This is a genomic window from Mesorhizobium sp. BR1-1-4 (assembly GCF_020165375.1).
In the GTDB taxonomy this organism is placed as follows: Bacteria; Pseudomonadota; Alphaproteobacteria; order Rhizobiales; family Rhizobiaceae; genus Mesorhizobium; species Mesorhizobium australicum.
The window spans coordinates 309191-326562 of the sequence record NZ_JAIUIB010000001.1 but is presented as its reverse complement, the minus strand read 5'-3'; the positions used below and the strand labels follow the sequence as shown (position 1 = coordinate 326562).

General features: G+C 63.5%; 14 protein-coding genes. 6 read left to right on the top strand and 8 right to left on the bottom strand.

Annotated features, from left to right (window positions below; all coding sequences use genetic code 11):
• Positions 1 to 15 precede the first annotated feature (15 nt).
• Both purH and LB571_RS01620 read right to left on the bottom strand, forming a co-directional pair.
• On the bottom strand, positions 16 to 1632 hold the full coding sequence (gene purH / locus LB571_RS01625) for a bifunctional phosphoribosylaminoimidazolecarboxamide formyltransferase/IMP cyclohydrolase (protein WP_224591800.1): 1617 nt from the start codon (positions 1630 to 1632) through the stop codon (positions 16 to 18).
• A gap of 61 nt (positions 1633 to 1693) precedes the next feature.
• The gene (locus tag LB571_RS01620) at positions 1694 to 3460 is read right to left on the bottom strand and encodes a heparinase II/III family protein (RefSeq protein WP_224586340.1); all 1767 of its coding nucleotides are present in this window, start codon (positions 3458 to 3460) and stop codon (positions 1694 to 1696) included.
• A 423-nt stretch (positions 3461 to 3883) separates the two neighbouring features.
• Here LB571_RS01620 and LB571_RS01615 point away from each other — a divergent pair, with 423 nt between their 5' ends.
• A complete protein-coding gene (locus LB571_RS01615) occupies positions 3884 to 4816 on the top strand; it encodes a phytanoyl-CoA dioxygenase family protein (protein ID WP_224586455.1) in 933 nt (310 codons plus the stop codon).
• A gap of 95 nt (positions 4817 to 4911) precedes the next feature.
• Here LB571_RS01615 and LB571_RS01610 read toward each other — a convergent pair whose 3' ends face one another.
• On the bottom strand, positions 4912 to 6300 hold the full coding sequence (locus LB571_RS01610; RefSeq protein WP_224591798.1) for an RsmB/NOP family class I SAM-dependent RNA methyltransferase: 1389 nt from the start codon (positions 6298 to 6300) through the stop codon (positions 4912 to 4914).
• A complete protein-coding gene (htpX, locus tag LB571_RS01605) occupies positions 6297 to 7319 on the bottom strand; it encodes a zinc metalloprotease HtpX (RefSeq protein ID WP_015315147.1) in 1023 nt (340 codons plus the stop codon). The genes LB571_RS01610 and htpX overlap by 4 nt, the downstream gene beginning before the upstream one ends.
• Before the next feature lie 105 nt (positions 7320 to 7424).
• On the opposite strand from htpX, the gene LB571_RS01600 reads away from it, so the two are divergent.
• Positions 7425 to 7646, top strand: a complete 222-nt coding sequence (locus LB571_RS01600; protein ID WP_140874673.1) for a DUF1674 domain-containing protein — start codon at positions 7425 to 7427, stop codon at positions 7644 to 7646.
• Between the two features lie 9 nt (positions 7647 to 7655).
• Here the strand turns inward: LB571_RS01600 and LB571_RS01595 are convergent, their stop codons facing one another.
• Positions 7656 to 8321 (bottom strand): HAD-IA family hydrolase, encoded by a 666-nt coding sequence (locus tag LB571_RS01595; RefSeq protein ID WP_224591795.1) that lies wholly within the window; start codon positions 8319 to 8321, stop codon positions 7656 to 7658.
• A gap of 170 nt (positions 8322 to 8491) precedes the next feature.
• On the opposite strand from LB571_RS01595, the gene LB571_RS01590 reads away from it, so the two are divergent.
• The 3 genes from LB571_RS01590 to LB571_RS01580 all read left to right on the top strand — a co-directional run bounded on the left by LB571_RS01590 (position 8492) and on the right by LB571_RS01580 (position 12815).
• Entirely contained in the window at positions 8492 to 9361 is an 870-nt protein-coding gene (locus LB571_RS01590; protein WP_015315150.1) for a transglutaminase-like domain-containing protein, read from the top strand.
• A gap of 373 nt (positions 9362 to 9734) precedes the next feature.
• A complete protein-coding gene (locus tag LB571_RS01585) occupies positions 9735 to 11213 on the top strand; it encodes a TadE/TadG family type IV pilus assembly protein (protein ID WP_224591792.1) in 1479 nt (492 codons plus the stop codon).
• A gap of 333 nt (positions 11214 to 11546) precedes the next feature.
• Positions 11547 to 12815 carry an SAM-dependent methyltransferase gene (locus tag LB571_RS01580; protein WP_224591788.1) on the top strand — a complete coding sequence of 423 codons (1269 nt, stop codon included), beginning with the start codon at positions 11547 to 11549 and terminating at the stop codon, positions 12813 to 12815.
• A 15-nt stretch (positions 12816 to 12830) separates the two neighbouring features.
• On the opposite strand, the gene LB571_RS01575 is transcribed toward LB571_RS01580, so the two are convergent.
• Both LB571_RS01575 and acs read right to left on the bottom strand, forming a co-directional pair.
• Complete coding sequence (locus LB571_RS01575) at positions 12831 to 13577, bottom strand: MOSC domain-containing protein (RefSeq protein ID WP_224591786.1); 747 nt, start codon at positions 13575 to 13577, stop codon at positions 12831 to 12833.
• A complete protein-coding gene (gene acs / locus LB571_RS01570; protein WP_224591783.1) occupies positions 13577 to 15532 on the bottom strand; it encodes an acetate--CoA ligase in 1956 nt (651 codons plus the stop codon). The genes LB571_RS01575 and acs overlap by 1 nt, the downstream gene beginning before the upstream one ends.
• Before the next feature lie 318 nt (positions 15533 to 15850).
• Here acs and LB571_RS01565 point away from each other — a divergent pair, with 318 nt between their 5' ends.
• Entirely contained in the window at positions 15851 to 16123 is a 273-nt protein-coding gene (locus LB571_RS01565) for an usg protein (protein WP_140874681.1), read from the top strand.
• Positions 16124 to 16330: 207 nt separating this feature from the next.
• Here the strand turns inward: LB571_RS01565 and LB571_RS01560 are convergent, their stop codons facing one another.
• The gene (locus LB571_RS01560) at positions 16331 to 17365 is read right to left on the bottom strand and encodes an aldo/keto reductase (protein ID WP_224591780.1); all 1035 of its coding nucleotides are present in this window, start codon (positions 17363 to 17365) and stop codon (positions 16331 to 16333) included.
• Between the last annotated feature and the right edge of the window lie 7 nt (positions 17366 to 17372).

Here is a 17372-nt window from a genome sequence, read left to right as displayed (position 1 = left end):
CCGCCGAGCGGCAGGTTAGTGCCTGAAATGCCTAATGCCTGTGAACACCATGGCAATGCCATGTTCGTCGGCGGCGGCGATGACATCGTCGTCGCGCATCGAACCGCCCGGCTGGATCACGGCGGTGGCACCGGCTTCGATGGCCGACAGCAGGCCGTCGGCGAAGGGGAAGAAGGCATCCGACGCGACCACCGAGCCCTTGGTCAACGGCTCGGCCATGCCTGCCGCCTCCGCCGCGTCGATCGCCTTTCGCGCGGCGATGCGCGAGGAATCGACCCGGCTCATCTGGCCGGCGCCGATGCCGACCGTGGCGCCGTCCTTGGCGTAGACGATGGCGTTCGACTTGACGTGCTTGGCGACGCGGAAGGCGAATTTGAGATCGGCCATTTCACTAGGCGTCGGCGCGCGCTTCGTCACCACCTTCAGTTCGAGGTCGTCGACCACGGCATTGTCGCGGCCTTGGACCAGCAGGCCGCCTGAAACCGACTTGACCGTCGTGCCGGCCGTGCGCGGGTCCGGCAGGCCGCTGGTGACCAGCAGGCGCAAATTCTTCTTGGCAGCTATGATTGCAGCAGCCTCGTCGGTCGCGTCGGGCGCGATGATCACCTCGGTGAAGGTTTTCACGATTTCCTCGGCCGCCTCGGCGTCAAGGGTGCGGTTCAAGGCGACGATGCCGCCGAAGGCCGAGACCGGGTCGCAGGCGAGCGCCTTGGCGTAGGCCGCTTTCAGCGATGTGCCTTCGGCTACGCCGCACGGATTGGCGTGCTTGATGATGGCGACGGCGGCCGAGCGATTGGGATCGAATTCGCCGGCCAGTTCGAAGGCGGCGTCGGTGTCGTTGATGTTGTTGTAGGATAGCTGCCTGCCCTGCAACTGCCGCGCCGTGGCGACGCCCGGCCGTTTGTCGCCATTGACGTAGAAGCCGGCGCCCTGGTGCGGGTTCTCGCCGTAGCGCATCACCTCGGCCAGCCTGCCGCCGAAAGCGCGCCAGGTTGGATGCTCGATCTCCAGCGCCTCGGCGAACCAGCCCGAGATCGCCGCATCGTAGGTGGCGGTGCGGGCGAAGGCCTTCGCCGCCAGCTTCTTGCGGAAATCCAACGACAGAGAGCCGATGTTCATCTCCAGCGCGTTGAGCACAGCGGCGTAATCGCCGGGATCGGTGACGATGGCGACATAGGCGTGGTTCTTGGCCGAGGCGCGGATCATCGCCGGGCCGCCAATGTCGATGTTCTCGACGATCGCCGCGTAGTCGGCGCCGGAGCGGCGGACTTCCTCGAACGGGTAAAGATTGGAGACGACGAGATCGATCGGCTCGATGCCGTATTTGCGCATCGCCAATGCGTGCTCGGGGTCATCGCGCACGCCAAGCAGCGCGCCATGCACGGACGGGTGCAGCGTCTTAACGCGGCCATCCATGATCTCGGGGAAGCCGGTGAGCTCGGAGACGTCGCGCACCGCCATGCCGGCCTCGGCGATCGCTTTTACCGTGCCGCCGGTGGAGACCAGCTCGACGCCGGCCGCGGCCAGTGCCCTGGCAAAGTCGATCAAGCCCGTCTTGTCGAAGACGGAGAGCAGCGCACGGCGGACCGGAACGAGGTCCGGGGCGGGAATGTTCTTGGCAGGAACGGCCATGGCGGGCGGCCTTTCATGTCTGGAGGAGCGTGCCCGCGCCGTAGCACATGAGGCTCGGAAATCAAGCGTTGGCTTTTTCGCGGCATGCCATTGCCGCCGCAAGCTCAATTGTTTCGGGATAACCGGCGATCTTTGTGCGGGTCAGCTGCCAGTGGACATCGGCAATTTCCGACGCCTTGAAGGCGAGCACGATCTGGCGGCTGCGGCGCGGACCGCCAAGACCGGCGAAATAGATCGATTCCTCAACTTCGGGCACCACTTCGCTGGAGGTGAACACCCAGGTATCGGCCTGGTCGCCGGTCAGGACCAGCCGCTCCTGCTCGTCCTGCAGCAGATTGATGTCGGGGTGGATGTGAAAGCGCACGGTGATGAAATCGCGGCCATTGTTGCGGATCGCTGTGCTGCCCGGCCGCTGGAACCGGTCCCGGCCCGCCAGCACATTGCCGTCCGAGGAGAGTTTCAGCTCGCGCTCATGCAGGAAGCCGAAACGCTGGAGATAGCCGTCGTGACGGGCGATGAAGCCGTGGACGCCCTTCTGGTCGATGCGCTTGCACTGCACTTGCTGCGGGCCGCCGATCAGCGGTGAACCCAACTGGTCGTTTACCCGCAGCGCGTGGGTGAAACGCGCCGAAGACGTGTCGTTGATGGTGGCCGTCGAATGCGCGGCGGTGGCGCGGGCCAGCGGCCGGAACTCGGCGGCGCCGTAGGTGTCGATGCCGGCATTGACGATGTAGTGCTGGCGGCCCGACGACAGTTCAAAGGCAAGGCAGCCGGCATGCGCTGCATTGGACACGTCGACCGGTGGCGGCAGGCCGGTATCGGCTATGACGGTGGTGCCGCCCATCGCCAGCCGCTCATAGCCCGAATGCGGCGCATGCAGCAGCGGTGCGCCGGCGGTGTCGTCATGGCGCAGGATGGTGGCGATACGGTCATGGATGGTGGCGCCCATGCCGTTGAAGCGGGCGAGGCTGCCGTCCTGGTGGCGGAAGAAACGCAGTGCCGGCAACATGCGGTCTATGGCACCGATCAGCGCCTGCGGCGGCGCTTCGGCCTGGTTGGCATAGGTCTGGCGCAGCGGCAGGAGGTCGGCGAGGATTTCCAGCACCGCCATTGGATTGCGCGAGATGTGACCGCCGTCGGCAAGGATCTGGCGATTGAGTTCCCCGGCGAGGTTGCGGGTGGCGCCGCGCAGCGCCGAGGCCGGCGCCGGGAGGGACAGCGCCGCGAAGGCCAGCGCGATGCGGGCGCGCAGCCGGTCCTTGCCGTCGGGCATTTCGCGCGCCATCGACCTGAGATAGCGGATTTGCATGGCCAGCGATTTCAGGAAAGCGCGGTAGAAGGGGAACTCGGCACCCTGCAGCACGATGGAGGAGTGCTGCAGCCAGGCAATGATGCGTTTGGCGGTCGTGCCTGGCTCCCAGGCAACGCCCGAAATATGATTGCCATGCATGGCGATCCAGTCCGAAACCAGGGCACGGGCGTTGGCGGCGGCAAGCTCGGTGCCGGCGGCGCGCATATGGCGCAGCCAGCGGAAGCCATGCAGCGTTTTCTGCCAACCGTGATTGGGGACATTGATCTGGAAAGGGGATTTGCCGCCGGTCTCGACCAGGTGGCCGGACAGGGGATAACGGCCGTAGTAGATCTCGAGCGCGATCTGCGGATCGGCGAGGCGCAGGTCCGGCGGTGCGATCAGGACACGTTCGGGCGTGCGGCCCGAATAGCGCCAGCGATAGATCGGCCCGGCGCGCAGGCGCCGGCGCGTCTTGCGCCAGAACTCCTTCGCGACCAGCGTCCACAGACGCGTCGTGTTGCCGGCAGCAAGTGCCAAAACCCCTCCTGGTCGTCCTCTATCCCAAGCACAAGCTTATATGATTCAAGAACTTATGCGAAGGCGGATTTCGCCTCGGTAAGGCGCGCAACGGGGCCGTGGCCGGGTCGCCCCTAAAAAAGTCACGTCTTTTCCGGGCCATACAGCCGGTTTTCCTGCGACTTATGTCTTCTTGCGGCGGCGGCCAAACGCGCTGGGCCAGCAGTTTTCGCGGTCCCGAAAGGGCCGCGGAACGCGGAAGGCATCGCCGATATGGACCCTCGTCGCGACCGTTAGATCGAATCGGTAGCCGCCGCAATTGCCTCGCGAACAGGATGCGCGGCTGAAACGGCGTGAGCAGATGGAGGTCGGTTTCCTATCCATAGAAGGGGCCGAATGATAAGCTATTCTCCGGCCAAGGTCGAACCGATCCAGGTGATTGAAATGTCGGTATCAACGGATGAGCAGGCATTTCCGGACACCCCGCCGGTTGCCCTCACAGCTGACGGCAAGCTGCTGTCGACAATGCCGAACAGGCTCGGATACCTTTCCGCGACCGACCCGTCCGTCGGCATTGAAGCCATCCGGCATCTTTATGCGACCCAAGGCTATGTCTGGCTGAAGGGCCTTTTGCCCCGCAGGGAAGTGATCGATTTTCGTGGCTGGGTGCTTTCCCATCTTGCCGAGAGCGGGCTTTTGGAACCCGGGACGGATCCCTCGCTCGGCATCGCTTCGGATCGTGCCATCGACCGTCAGCTCGCCGAGCGCCGGCTGATGTCGGTGGTCCGGTCAACCGGTTATGAAGGCTTCTGCGCGCAGCCGCGCCTGTCGCGCTTGATGGATGGTTTCGTGGGCGGCCTATCCTATCTGCACAAACGCAAGATCATGCGCTTCACCTTGCCTGGAACGGCCACCGCGACGCCGGCGCATTACGATCTCGTTTATCTGCGCGGAGGCACCAACCGGGTGGTGACGACCTGGATACCGATCGGCGACACGACCATCGACATGGGCGGCCTGGTCTACCTGGAGGGATCACACGCCGTCGGCGCCGCCCTGGAGAGACAGTTCAACAAGGACAATTCCGCTCTCAGTCCGCAGGAGCGCATCAGTGCCTATAATCGCAACATGAGTGAGGGCGGCTGGGTGTCGAAGGACCTGCCCGATATGGCGGAGCGGTTCGACACGCGCTGGCTGATGGCGGATTTCGAAGCGGGCGACATCGTCCTTCACTCGCCCTACATGATCCATGCCTCGACGACCAACCAGAGCCTCGATGGGCTGATCCGGCTGTCGACGGATATCCGCTACCAGAATGTCGACGACGAAATCGATGCCCGCTGGGGCAGTCATTGGAGCCTTGATGACATGCTTTAGAGCGTTCAGCGCTCGATGGGATCGCCGCCCGCTCTAACTCTTTGTCTTCACGCAATTCCGGACGGAAACCGTTACACGCTTTTCCTGGGATTGCTTTAGCCGGCACGCCGCATGCGGGCCGCGTAGAAGCCGTCGAGGCCGGAAATCGCGGGTGCGCCCTGCACCATGTCGGCGGGCGTGGTGCGCAGCGCGCCATCGGATGTGAGGAACGGGTCGAGACAGGCAAATTCACCCGGCCGGATCGGATCGGTGGTCACCCCCGGATTGTCGACCAGGAAGGCGCGGTAGAGTTCCTCGCCTTCCCGCGGATCGAGCGAACAATTGGAAAAGACGATCCGGCCGCCGGGCCTGACCAGCATCACGGCGCGGGCGAGCAGCCTGCGTTGCAGGTCGGCGAGTTTTTCGACGTCCGCCGCCGTCTTGGTCCACGGCACGTCGGGATGTCGCCGAACGGTACCGGTCGAGGAACATGGCGCGTCGAGAAGCACGGCGTCGAACAACTCCGCCGGCTCGTATTTGAGCAGATCGGCCTGGACGATTTCGGCGGAGAGGCCGAGGCGCGCAAGGTTCTGCGTCAACCGCGCCAGCCGGTTCTTCGAAGTGTCGACGGCGGTGACCTTGGCACCGGCGAGAATGAGCTGCGCGGTCTTGCCGCCGGGCGCGGCGCAGAGATCGGCGACGCGCAATCCGCTGACATCGCCGAACAGTCTTGCCGGCAAGCTGGCGGCCGCGTCCTGGACCCACCATGCACCCTCCGCGAAGCCCGGCAATTCGGTGACGGCGCCGGCAAGCTTCTCCACCCGAACCGTGCCCGTCGGCAGGACAATGCCGCCAAGCTTTTCGGCCCAGAGTTCGGGATCGGCCTTGACCGAGAAATCGACCGGCGCCTCGTGGCGGTGGGCAGCCAGGATCCGCCGGGCCTTCTCGGCGCCGTAAGCGGCCTTCAGCCGGTCGGAAAACCATTTCGGCGCTTCGTCGGTGGCGGCAAGCGCGGCCGGAAGCTCGGATTCCTTGGCCCGCGCGAGCGTGCGCAGCACACCGTTGACCAGGCCGGAAAAGCGCTGCGTGCGAGGATCGGACTTGGCGTGGGTCACCGCGAGGTCGACGGCGGCGCTGTCGGGAATATCGAGGAACAGGATCTGCGCCGCCGCCACATGCAGGATATGGGACAAGGCGGTTGCGTTGGGCGGCAGCGGCTTTTCCAGGCGCCGCGCCAGGAGCCCCGCTATGGCCATGCGGTAGCGCAGCGCGGTGACCAGTATGGCGCGTACCAGGCCACGGTCGCGCAGATCGAGCGCCTTGTATTGCGGATGGCCGTTCTCGTGATCGGTCAGGCCGTCGAGCGGCGTGCGGGCGTCGATGACGGCGGCCAGCAGTCGCGCCGCCGCCTTGCGCGCGGCAAGGCCGGCAACGAATTCGCCGCCGGCATTGTGATCCTGATCGCCTGGAACCGTGCGTCGAGGTGCCCTGCCCGCGACGCTCACGACCACCGGCCCTTGGGCCCGGTCGGATTGCGACCCCACGGATTGGATTTTGGGCTGGCCGGCCCGGTCGCCGGTTCTGGCGCGGTTGGCTTGCCCCACGGTCCGGTCATCTCCGGCTCGTCAGCCTGCGTTGACATCGGCGCTTGGCGCTGCGTGGCTGGCGGAGCGCCTTCGCCCATCCGCTGTGCCATCGCCTGCAGCGCGGCGATGCGGTTGTCGGTGCTCGGATGGGTGGAGAACAGACTGTCCATGCGCTCGCCATGCAGGGGGTTGATGATGAAGAGATGCGCCATCGCCGGATTGCGCTCGGCATCGGGATTGGGAATGCGTTCGGCCCCGCGGGCGATCTTGTCAAGCGCGGAGGCCAGCCACAGCGGATGTCCACAGATTTCGGCGCCGCGCCGGTCGGCCTCGTACTCGCGAGTACGGCTGACCGCCATCTGCACGATCATGGCGGCGAAGGGCGCCACGATCATCGCCGCCAGCACGCCGACAAAGCCGAATGGATTGTTGTTTTCGCGGCTGCCGCCGAGGAAAAAGGCGAAATTGCCGAGCATCGAGATGGCGCCGGCAAAGGTGGCCACGATGGTCATGGTCAGCGTGTCGCGGTGCTGGACATGGGCGAGCTCATGCGCCATCACGGCGGCGACCTCCTCATGGGTCAGCCGCTGCAGCAGGCCGGTGGAGGCGGCGACCGCCGCGTTCTGCGGATTGCGGCCGGTGGCAAAGGCATTCGGTTGCGGATTGTCGATCAGATAGGTCCTGGGCATCGGCAGGCCGGCCTGCTTGGCCAGCGCCTGGACGATGGCGTAATATTCCGGCGCGTTTTTCTCGTCGACCTCGACGGCGCGATTCATCGACAGCACCATCTTGTCGGCGTTCCAGTAGCTGAACAAATTGGTGCCGGCGGCAATGACCAACGCGATCATCATGCCGCCCGAACCGCCGATCAAAAAACCGACGCCCATGAACAGCGCCGTCATGGCGGCGAGAAGCATGGCGGTGCGAATGGTGTTCATCGTCTGCTCCTGTCCGGATGGTGGTGAAAAAGGCTCGATCCTCGTGAGGTCATCGCTATATGATGGGAAACGCCCGTTCCCGTTTCAATCCACTGGAAATATCGCATGAACGACGAAACCAGTAAAACGCTGCCCGGCCCGGACGATGGCACGCCGCAACAGGAGCTGACGCCCGCCGCCCGCCGCGCGCTGCAGGAAGCCGAGGCAAGGCGGCAGGACTACCGCCGCAAGGAAGCAGCACTTCCGCGGGAGATCGGCGGCCGTGGCGGCAAGGAGCCCGGCCGCTATGGTGACTGGGAGGTCAAAGGCCTGACCAGTGATTTCTAGCGACTGATCTCAAGCAGCGTTGCGCTGCGGCTCGAGCGCAACCCAGCCTCGCTCGTCGACGGTGATGCCGATTGCGTCATAACCTGATATCGCGGCGTGCTGTGTTGCCAGGGGATGCTGGTGCGTGGCGTTGATCACCATGACCGAAGCGCCCGCCGCCTCCGCCGCCGCGATGCCGGCCGGGGCGTCCTCGAACACCAGGCAATCGTGCGCGTCGAAGCCAAGCCGTCTTGCGCCGAGCTGGAAGCAATCTGGCGCCGGCTTGCCGCGGGAAACGTCCTCCGCCGCGACGAGGACCGCGGGGACGGGAATGCCGGCGACCTTCATGCGTGCAAGCGCCAAGGAGCGTGGCGCCGAGGTTACGATCGCCCAGCGCTCCGGCGGCAGGGAATTGAGGAATGCCACGGCGCCGGCGATCTGGACGATGCCGTCGAGATCGTCGGCCTCGGCCTTCAGCAGCAGATCCGCTTCGTGTCTCGGGTCGACGCCCGGGAGCGCCAGGGCGGTAATGGTCTCGATCGCCCGTACGCCGTGGATCGTCGGCAGGAAGGCCGCGACGTCGAGGCCGTGGCGCCGCGCCCAATCGCCCCAGACCCGCTCCGCCGAGGCGATGGAATTGATGAGCGTGCCGTCCATATCGAAGAGGAAGGCGGCGAATTTTCTGCCAGCAAACATGATTTTCCTTGAAGTGCGGGGGAGGGGTCGAGGGAGGACGCAACCGTAACCCCAAGGCGGTGACATGGAAAGGCGCGCGAGCGCATTTGGGGCGCGATCCAGGGAACCACCGTCACCTTGCAACGTTTCAAACGTACAATTCCCACCACGCGAACCAAGGGACGACGCCCATGCTGATACGCCTCGGCTATGAGATTGCCATCGAATGCGCCGAGGCCACTCCGGTGATTTCGCTGCTCGAGATTCACAAGGACAGGCAGGCCGACATCAAGCGGCAGACGCGTGTCCTGACCTCGCCTTCGGTGCCGACCAGACTCTATCATGACCTGCACGGCAATGCCTGCCGCCGCTTCACGGCGCCGGCCGGCGGCTTTCGCATCCTTTATGACGCGGTCGTGGAGGACAGCGGCGAGACGGATGAGGTCAATACGCTGGCCCGGGAAATGCCCGTCGCCGAGCTGCCCGACGAGGTGCTGTTCTATCTCCTGGGCAGCCGCTATTGCGAGACGGATCATCTGAGTAACCTTGCCTGGCAGCTCTTCGGCCATCTTCCTTCCGGCTGGGCGCGGGTGCAGGCGATCGTCGACTATGTCCATAACCGCCTGTCCTTCGGCTACGGCTATGCCCGTTCGACCCGCACCGCCGCGCAAGCGCACGAGGAACGTGTCGGGGTGTGCCGAGACTTTGCCCATCTGGCGATCACGCTCTGCCGCTGCATGAACATTCCGGCGCGCTACGTGAACGGCTACCTCGGCGATATCGGCGTGCCGGCGGATCCCGCGCCGATGGATTTCTCGGCCTGGATGGAAGCCTTCCTGGACGGCAAGTGGTATACGTTCGACCCGCGCCACAACCGGCCGAGGACCGGTCGCGTCGTCATTGCGCGCGGCCGCGACGCCACCGACGTTCCCTTGCTGCACAGTTTCGGCCCGCACCGGCTCAGCTTGTTCAAGGTATGGACCTACGAACAGGAAGGCAGGCTGTTCAATCCACCCTATCACGGCATCGACAGGACGGTCAGCGCGCGGATGCTAGCCTAGCTTCAGGTGAGGCCGGCCTGGCAATGGCTTGGCCTGATCTGAATCTCAAGACACCTGGCCGGGTTTGTGCCTCGACATGCTTCGCATCCTGCGACAGTTGGCCCGCTTCGGGACAGAGATGCTGTGCCGCAACAAGACGTCGCCGGACACCGGACCAGCACTTCGCTATGGGCATGGTAAGCGTCCGGTAAAGACGCGCGCGGATACACGCTGACGTTTACCGGCCGTTCACCTTCTTGCCCCGTGAAAATCCAATAAAAGCAATCTTCTGCTGGCGAGTTCACGATCGCGGATCGGGTCTCCTCTCGTTCCGGCCGGAATCCTGCATTGCCCCCGACGCGGCGACGAGGCCGAGGCAAGTGGAGGCTGTTGGATGCGGAATTACGGGGGTCTTGTTCACGCGGTCGGCGGCTTCGCCAGGGACCGCAGTGGAAATTTCGCGATCCTGTTCGGCTTTACCGCCTCGGTCTTGGCGCTGGCCGCAGGCTTCTCGGTCAATATCACGCAGCTCTACAACGCCAGATCGAGCCTGCAGGGCGTGCTCGACGCGGCAGTGACATCGACGGCACGTGACCTGACCACCGGCGCCATCAAGGAGGCCGACGCAAACAAATCCGTGCAGGCCTTTCTCGACGCCAACGGCACGGGGGGCATTCTGCACGCTGGCCAGATCGTGCTCGACAAGCTGATCGTCGACAGGACCGCCAACACGGTCCAGGCGGATGCCCACGTCGATGTCGGCCTCTATTTCCCGTTGTTCAGCACCGGTGACATGCAGCGCGTCGGCGCTTCCACCAAAGCGCTCTATTCCGACAAGCAGATAGAGGTGGCCATGATGCTCGACATAACGGGATCGATGGCCAGGCGGGGCAACGTCAACAAGATCGGCGATCTGAAAGTCGCTGCGACGAACGCCGTCAAGACGATGCTCGAGAACCAAGACCCGAAGAACCCCCGCGTCCGTGTCGCGATTGTGCCCTATGCATCTGGCGTGAACGCCGGAAAACTGGCCGAAAACGTCTATGCCGAGAAGCAAGGGAGTTCTGAACTACCACCCGTCGCCGGCAGTTCGCTTCTCGTTGCCAAGACGGGCAAAAATCTGCTGCCGTCCTTCAGCGACTACGTCTCCATTGTTGGGGCGGCCATGCCACACCCGGATAATTGCGCCACAGAGCGCAAGAATAAGAACGGCGATGCCGACTTGAGCGCCGATGGCCCTGACACGGTTCGCACAGACAGGAACGGCAAGAAATATTATGCCCTGGTGAATCGGGACGATCATCTCAGCGACCAGGGAATGAACAAGTGTCCTGACGCGCAAGTGATCCCGCTGACCGCGGATTCGGAGGCATTGCTTGATTCGATCGACGACTTCCAGGCCGATGGTTATACGGCCGGCGCGATCGCCATTCAGTGGACCTATTACATGCTGTCGCCGCAATGGCGCGCTGCGATCGAGAATGCCGGTCTCGGCAACGGCGCTTCGAACGCCGATGCGAAGAAGGTCGCCAAGGTTGCGATCCTGATGACCGATGGCCAGTTCAATACCGCCTTCGCGGGTGTTGCTGGGAGATACAACAGCCAGGGCAATCTTGCGCGCGGCAATGCTGAAACGCTGTGCGACAATATGAAAAATGACGACATCGAGATTTTCACCATCGGCTTCGACCTCAACGATAAGGATATGTCGGCAACCGAGAGGGATCAGGCAAAGGCGGTGCTAAAGGATTGTTCTTCGAAAGACGCCTCCGCCGCCGAGAGACATTATTTCGAGGTGTCCACCGGGCTGGAATTGGATAATGCCTTTCAGGAAATCATCCGCAACACCGAAAAGGTCGTACTGACCCAATAGACGTAAAAAGGAAAAGGCCGCCGCTTCTTTCGAAGCCGGCGGCCTTCCGTGTTTCCGTCCATGGCGCGGCTCAATGGTGGTGACGCTTACGTCACCAACCGCGCATCTCGCGCCTTAACGGGAAGACTGCTTCCCGAAAGTGCAATCCGCTGAGCCCACGTTCTGGAAAACGAAATCACTCGACATCGGATCACCTCCTTTCGATTTGTTGAACACACACTCATGATGGGGTGCGTTGCAGCAAATGACAAGATGCCGGGTGGAAAAAGCGTGACGTGCTTGCGATCCGCGGCCCAAAAGGACAACATCGCGTCATCGACCGCGGGGAAGGGCATGGACGCCACCGAAAGAGCTGCGCGCATCGTTCGAACGGTAGTCGAGGCGATCAAGCCCGGCTTCGCGGTCAGGCTGTGGACCGGCGAGCGGATCGGCCCCGCCACCGGCCCCGTGCTGGTCATCAACGACCACGATATTGTCTGGCAGATCGTTCGCCGACCGTCCCTGTCGACCCTTATCGAGATGTGGATATCCAAGGCAGTCGACATCGAGGACGGATCGCTGTTCGATTTCTATGCCCTGCCTTCGACGGGCAAGCTGCGGTCGAAGCTGAAGGCGCTGCCGAAACGGGCGCTTCTGCGTGACTTGCCGGCGGTGCTGTTTTCGAGAAAGCAGATGGCGTCGCGGGTTGATCTCGCAGGGCGCAACCCGTTCGTCAGCGGCTCCAGCAAGGAGGCGATCCAGCATCACTATGATATCTCGAACGCCTTCTACGGGCTCTTTCTCGACGAGCGCATGGTCTATAGCTGCGGGTATTTCCAGGATTTCGCAAACGGCATTGACGAGGCGCAGGTCGACAAGCTCGACCATATCTGCCGCAAGCTTCGGCTGAAACCCGGCGAAAGATTGCTCGACATCGGCTGCGGCTGGGGCGCGATGCTGATCCACGCGGCAAAACATTATGGAGTCGTCGGACACGGCGTCTCGCTGTCGCAAGCCCAGACCTCACTAGCGCGCGAGCGCATTCGCGCCGAGGGTCTGGAGGACAAGATCACCATCGAGATAAAGTCCTACGCGGAGCTCACCGGTACCTTCGACAAGATATCGTCCATCGGCATGTTCGAGCATCTGGGTCTGGCAAACCATGCCGCTTATTTCTCCGCCGTCCACCGGCTGCTGAAACCGGGTGGCATCTATCTGCATCATGCCATCACCAGGCGCAGCAAGGGCGACGTCAAGAAGACCCTGCGCAAGGGGCCGGAATACAAGGCGCTGATCAAATACATCTTCCCGGGTGGCGAACTCGACACGATCGGCATGACATCAGGCAATCTCGAAGCACACGGCTTCCTCGTCTATGACGTCGAGAATTTGCGCGAGCACTATGCCCGCACCTGCAGGCTGTGGGCCGAGCGTCTGCAGGCGCGGTTCGACGAGGCGATCGCCGAGGTCGGCGAAGCCAAGGCGCGGCTGTGGCTGCTTTACCTGAGCGGCTGCTCCATCACCTTCGAACGCGCCTCGGCGCAGATATTCCAGACTGTCGCCACCAAACGCGCGCGAGGCCCGAGCGGCCTGCCACCGACGCGGGCGGATCTTTATCGATAGGCTTGGGCCGGAAGGTCAGACGAACCGCATCGGCGCGCCGGTCTCGACACGACCGGGCCGGTCGACGGTGCAGTAGACGCCGAGATTGTGGGCGTTGTGGCGGACCAGATTGCGCAGGATGGCGGGGTCATGGTCGAAACCATCCTGGGCGATGATGGTGAAGCCGCAGCGGCGGCACGGCTCCGAGATGGTCAGGACGAGGTCGCCGATGGCGAGCTTCTTGCCGATCCATTCGGTTTCAGGAAACGAGCCCTCGACCGGAGCCATTTCGACGACGACGTTGGGACGGAAGCGGCGCGGATCGGAGGCCCCTTCCGGATGGAGCGCCTGCAGCCGTGCCAGCGAGGCCGTGGTCAGGAGATGGATCGGCGCCTTGCGGTAGCGCTCCGCGGTCAGCGGCCCGGCATAGCCGGCCGCGTTCTCCCCGCGGAACGGCCGGATCGAGGCGCGGAAGCCGAGATAGGCCGACACGACGCGGTCGCATTCGGCGCCGGGGGCGGCGAGCCAGTCGCCATCGGGGACGGCGATTTCCAGTTCGCTGTCGCGGCTCAGCCGGGTGCGGATGCGCGGCACCTTGTGCCATTTCACGTCGCGATCCGGCCGGGCGATCTCATTGTCCGAGGCATCGACGAGGCCGAACAGGCGGTCGCCCTCGACGCCAACCGGTCCAACCAGGATGGTGTCCCGGCGCTCGCCGGCGAGCGAACTTGCCGGATAGCGCCACAACTGGGTGACGGTGCCCAATACCGCGTCTTCCCGCATCAGCCCTTCTTGTTCTGCCTGTTGGCAACGAGGTCGTCGACCACGGCCGGATCGGCAAGCGTCGAGGTGTCGCCGAGCGCGGAAAAATCATCCTCGGCGATCTTGCGCAGGATGCGGCGCATGATCTTGCCCGAACGCGTCTTGGGCAGGCCGGGCGCGAACTGGATCTTGTCCGGCGTGGCGATGGCGCCAATCTCCTTGCGGACATGGGCGACAAGCTCCTTGCGCAGATCCTCGCTCGGCTGCCCGCCGGCCATCAGGGTGACGTAGCAATAGATGCCTTGGCCCTTGATATCATGGGGATAGCCGACGACGGCGGCCTCGGAAACCTTGTCATGGCTGACCAGGGCCGATTCGACCTCGGCCGTGCCCATGCGGTGGCCGGAGACGTTGATGACGTCGTCGACGCGGCCGGTGATCCAGTAGTAGCCATCGGCGTCGCGGCGGCAGCCGTCACCGGTGAAGTATTTTCCTTTGTAGGCGGAGAAATAGGTCTGCACGAAACGGTCGTGATCGCCATAAACGGTGCGCATCTGGCCGGGCCAGGAATCGGTGATGCAGAGGTTGCCGTCGGCCGCACCGTCCACCACCTTGCCCTCGCTATCGACCAGCTGCGGCTTGATGCCGAAGAAGGGCCGTGTCGCCGAACCCGCCTTGAGGTCGGTGGCGCCCGGCAGCGGCGTGATCAGGATGCCGCCGGTCTCGGTCTGCCACCATGTATCGACGATCGGCACCCTGCCGTCGCCGACGACGTTGAAATACCACTCCCAGGCTTCCGGGTTGATCGGCTCGCCGACCGAGCCCAGCACGCGCAGCGACTTGCGAGAGGTCTTCTTCACATGCGCGTCGCCGGCACCCATCAGCGCGCGCAGCGCCGTCGGCGCGGTGTAGAAGATGTTGACCTTGTGCTTGTCGATGACTTCCCAGAAGCGCGACTGAGAGGGGTAGTTCGGCACGCCCTCGAACATCAGCGTGGTGGCGCCGTTGGCGAGCGGCCCGTAGACGATGTAGCTGTGGCCGGTCACCCAGCCGACATCTGCGGTGCACCAATAGATGTCGCCGTCATGATAGTCGAAGACATATTGGTGCGTCATCGACACATAGACGAGGTAGCCGGCGGTGGTGTGCAGCACGCCTTTCGGCTTGCCGGTCGAGCCCGACGTGTAGAGGATGAACAGCGGATCCTCCGCCTTCATCTTCTCCGGCTTGCAATCAGACTTAACCGTCGCGACTTCGTCGTGATACCAGACATCGCGTCCCGGCGCCCAGCCGATCTTGCCGCCGGTGCGGCGCACGACCACAACGGTCTTGACCTTGACATGGTGCTTGGCGGCGATGTCGATCGCCTTGTCGGTGTTTTCCTTGAGCGGAATAGGTTTGCCGCCGCGCAGACCCTCATCGGCGGTGATGACGAAGGTCGATTCGCAATCGACGATGCGACCGGCCAAGGCGTCCGGCGAAAAGCCGCCGAAGACGACCGAATGGATAGCGCCGATACGCGTGCAGGCCAGCATCGCGTAGGCCGCCTCCGGGATCATCGGCATGTAGATGGTGACGCGGTCGCCTTTCCTGACGCCGTGCTTCTTCATCACATTTGCGAGCCGGCAGACGTGCCCGTAGAGTTCGTTGTAGGTGATTTTCTTGTCGTCGTAGGGGTTGTCGCCTTCCCAGATGATGGCGGTCTGGTCGCCGCGCTTCTTGAGGTGGCGGTCGATGCAATTGTAGGAGACATTGGTCTGGCCATCCTCGAACCACTTGATCGAGACCTTGCCGTCGAAGGAGGTGTTCTTGACCTTGGAGAAGGGCTTGAACCAGTCGATGCGCTTGCCGTGCTTGCCCCAGAACTTGTCCGGGTTCTTCACGCTGTCGGCATACCATTTGAGGTAGGTGTCATTGTCGATCAGGGCGTTCTTCTTCCACGCCGGCTGGACGCGATGGACATGAACCTCGGACATTTCTTGGCTTTCCTCCCGAACCAGTCCGCCGGCTTGAAACGCCCGCGGGATCGCGGCGACGCAGCCGCGAATTCGGCGGCATTATTACCAGTTCCGTCGCGACGGCAACATTAGACGTTGGATTCGCGCGGCGGGATGCCGCAGGGGCGCTTTCCGGAACTGTCAGCACTCGACGCGGTTCGCTGCTAACCGCATGTTTTTACGCGAAAAGTCCCCTTTGAGATCAACAAAAATCAATAGACAGTTAAGTAACGGCGCGCACAATTGGCAGCTGGGAGGAAAGGAGAATCAACCAGGGGACCGCCCAAGGGGACCATAATGCACCACCATCTTGAAATGGACCTGATGCTCAAAGGCTACGGCCTGACCACGGCCAAGATTCTTTATCATTTCCCCGACCACCCGCATCTCCTGCAGAGCTTCGTCTGGCAGGACTACGACATCGCTCCGAGGTTTCCGGTGCTGATCCGGTTCATCGAATTCTGGAAAGCCAAGCTCGACGGGCCACTGCATTCGGTGGTCTACACGCACCAGAAGCTGATCGCGCCGAATGAATGGCGCAAGGTGGATGGCGAGTTCGTGCTGCATTGAGCGGTGATACAGCTGATCTCCCCCCTTGCTGGGGAGATGCCCGGCAGGGCAGAGGGGGGTGCTGTCCCGTCGACATCTCAGCAATTATCCATGGGGCCGTTCGCCGCTAGTGGTTCTAGTCAACGCCGCGTTCCTTCACACCCCTCTCTGTCCTGCCGGACATCTCCCCCGCAAGGGGGGAGATGGCAGCTTCAACGCCAGCGCGGCTCAAACCGCCGGCGGGTTGAGGCGGGCGAAGCCTTCCTGGCGGCGATAGGGAAAGTACGGATAGGGCGCGGTGACTTCGCTTGCGGCATCGAGTTTCTTCACCTGCTCCGGCGTTAGCGTCCAGCCGACGGCGCCGAGGTTCTGGCGCAGCTGCTCTTCATTGCGGGCGCCGATGATGACGGAGGAAACGGTCGGGCGCCGCAGCAGCCAGTTGATGGCGATCTGCGGCACGGTCTTGCCGGTTTCCTGCGCCACCGCGTCGAGCTCATCCATGACCCGATAGAGATGCTCGTCCCCGACCGGCGGCCCGAAATCAGCCGTCTCGTGCAGCCGGCTCTTTTCCGGCAGAGGCTGGCCACGGCGGATCTTGCCGGTCAGGCGGCCCCAGCCGAGCGGGCTCCAGACCAGCGCGCCGACGCCCTGGTCGAGGGCAAGCGGCATCAGCTCCCATTCATAGTCGCGGCCGAGCAGCGAATAGTATACCTGATGCGCAGTATAGCGGGGATAGCCGAGCTTCTCCGCCAGGCCGAGCGACTTCATCACTTGCCAGCCGGAGAAGTTGGAGGCGCCGACATAGCGCAGCTTGCCGGAGCGAACGAGGTCATCCAGCGTCGACAGCACTTCCTCGATCGGCGTGCCGGCATCGAAGGCGTGCAGTTGTAGAAGGTCGATATAGTCGGTGCCGAGGCGCTTCAGCGCGGCGTCGACCGACTTGATCAACCGCGAGCGCGAGGAGCCGTAGTCGCCCGGCCCGTCGCCCATCGGCAGCGCTGTCTTGGTCGAGATTAGTACCGCATCGCGACGGCCCTTGATCGCTTCGCCGAGCACCTCCTCCGAGGCGCCATTCGAATAGACGTCCGCCGTGTCGAACAGGTTGACGCCGGCCTCGAGACAGATGTCGATCAGCCGCCGCGCTTCCTGCGCATCGCTGTTGCCCCAGGCGCCGAACAGCGGGCCGGAGCCACCGAAGGTGCCCGCGCCGAATGAAAGCGCCGGGACTTTCAGGCCCGATGCGCCGAGACGTCGATAGTCCATTTTCTTG

What these genes read in the sequence shown, in the direction of transcription:
- LB571_RS01600 (WP_140874673.1), top strand. Translation starts at nt 7,425, where the DNA reads ATGAACGACGAAACCAGTAAAACGCTGCCCGGCCCGGACGATGGCACG.
- LB571_RS01560 (WP_224591780.1), bottom strand. Translation starts at nt 17,365, where the DNA reads ATGGACTATCGACGTCTCGGCGCATCGGGCCTGAAAGTCCCGGCGCTT.
- LB571_RS01565 (WP_140874681.1), top strand. Translation starts at nt 15,851, where the DNA reads ATGCACCACCATCTTGAAATGGACCTGATGCTCAAAGGCTACGGCCTG.
- acs (WP_224591783.1), bottom strand. Translation starts at nt 15,532, where the DNA reads ATGTCCGAGGTTCATGTCCATCGCGTCCAGCCGGCGTGGAAGAAGAAC.
- LB571_RS01590 (WP_015315150.1), top strand. Translation starts at nt 8,492, where the DNA reads ATGCTGATACGCCTCGGCTATGAGATTGCCATCGAATGCGCCGAGGCC.
- LB571_RS01595 (WP_224591795.1), bottom strand. Translation starts at nt 8,321, where the DNA reads ATGTTTGCTGGCAGAAAATTCGCCGCCTTCCTCTTCGATATGGACGGC.
- LB571_RS01585 (WP_224591792.1), top strand. Translation starts at nt 9,735, where the DNA reads ATGCGGAATTACGGGGGTCTTGTTCACGCGGTCGGCGGCTTCGCCAGG.
- LB571_RS01575 (WP_224591786.1), bottom strand. Translation starts at nt 13,577, where the DNA reads ATGCGGGAAGACGCGGTATTGGGCACCGTCACCCAGTTGTGGCGCTAT.
- LB571_RS01580 (WP_224591788.1), top strand. Translation starts at nt 11,547, where the DNA reads ATGGACGCCACCGAAAGAGCTGCGCGCATCGTTCGAACGGTAGTCGAG.
- htpX (WP_015315147.1), bottom strand. Translation starts at nt 7,319, where the DNA reads ATGAACACCATTCGCACCGCCATGCTTCTCGCCGCCATGACGGCGCTG.
- purH (WP_224591800.1), bottom strand. Translation starts at nt 1,632, where the DNA reads ATGGCCGTTCCTGCCAAGAACATTCCCGCCCCGGACCTCGTTCCGGTC.
- LB571_RS01615 (WP_224586455.1), top strand. Translation starts at nt 3,884, where the DNA reads ATGTCGGTATCAACGGATGAGCAGGCATTTCCGGACACCCCGCCGGTT.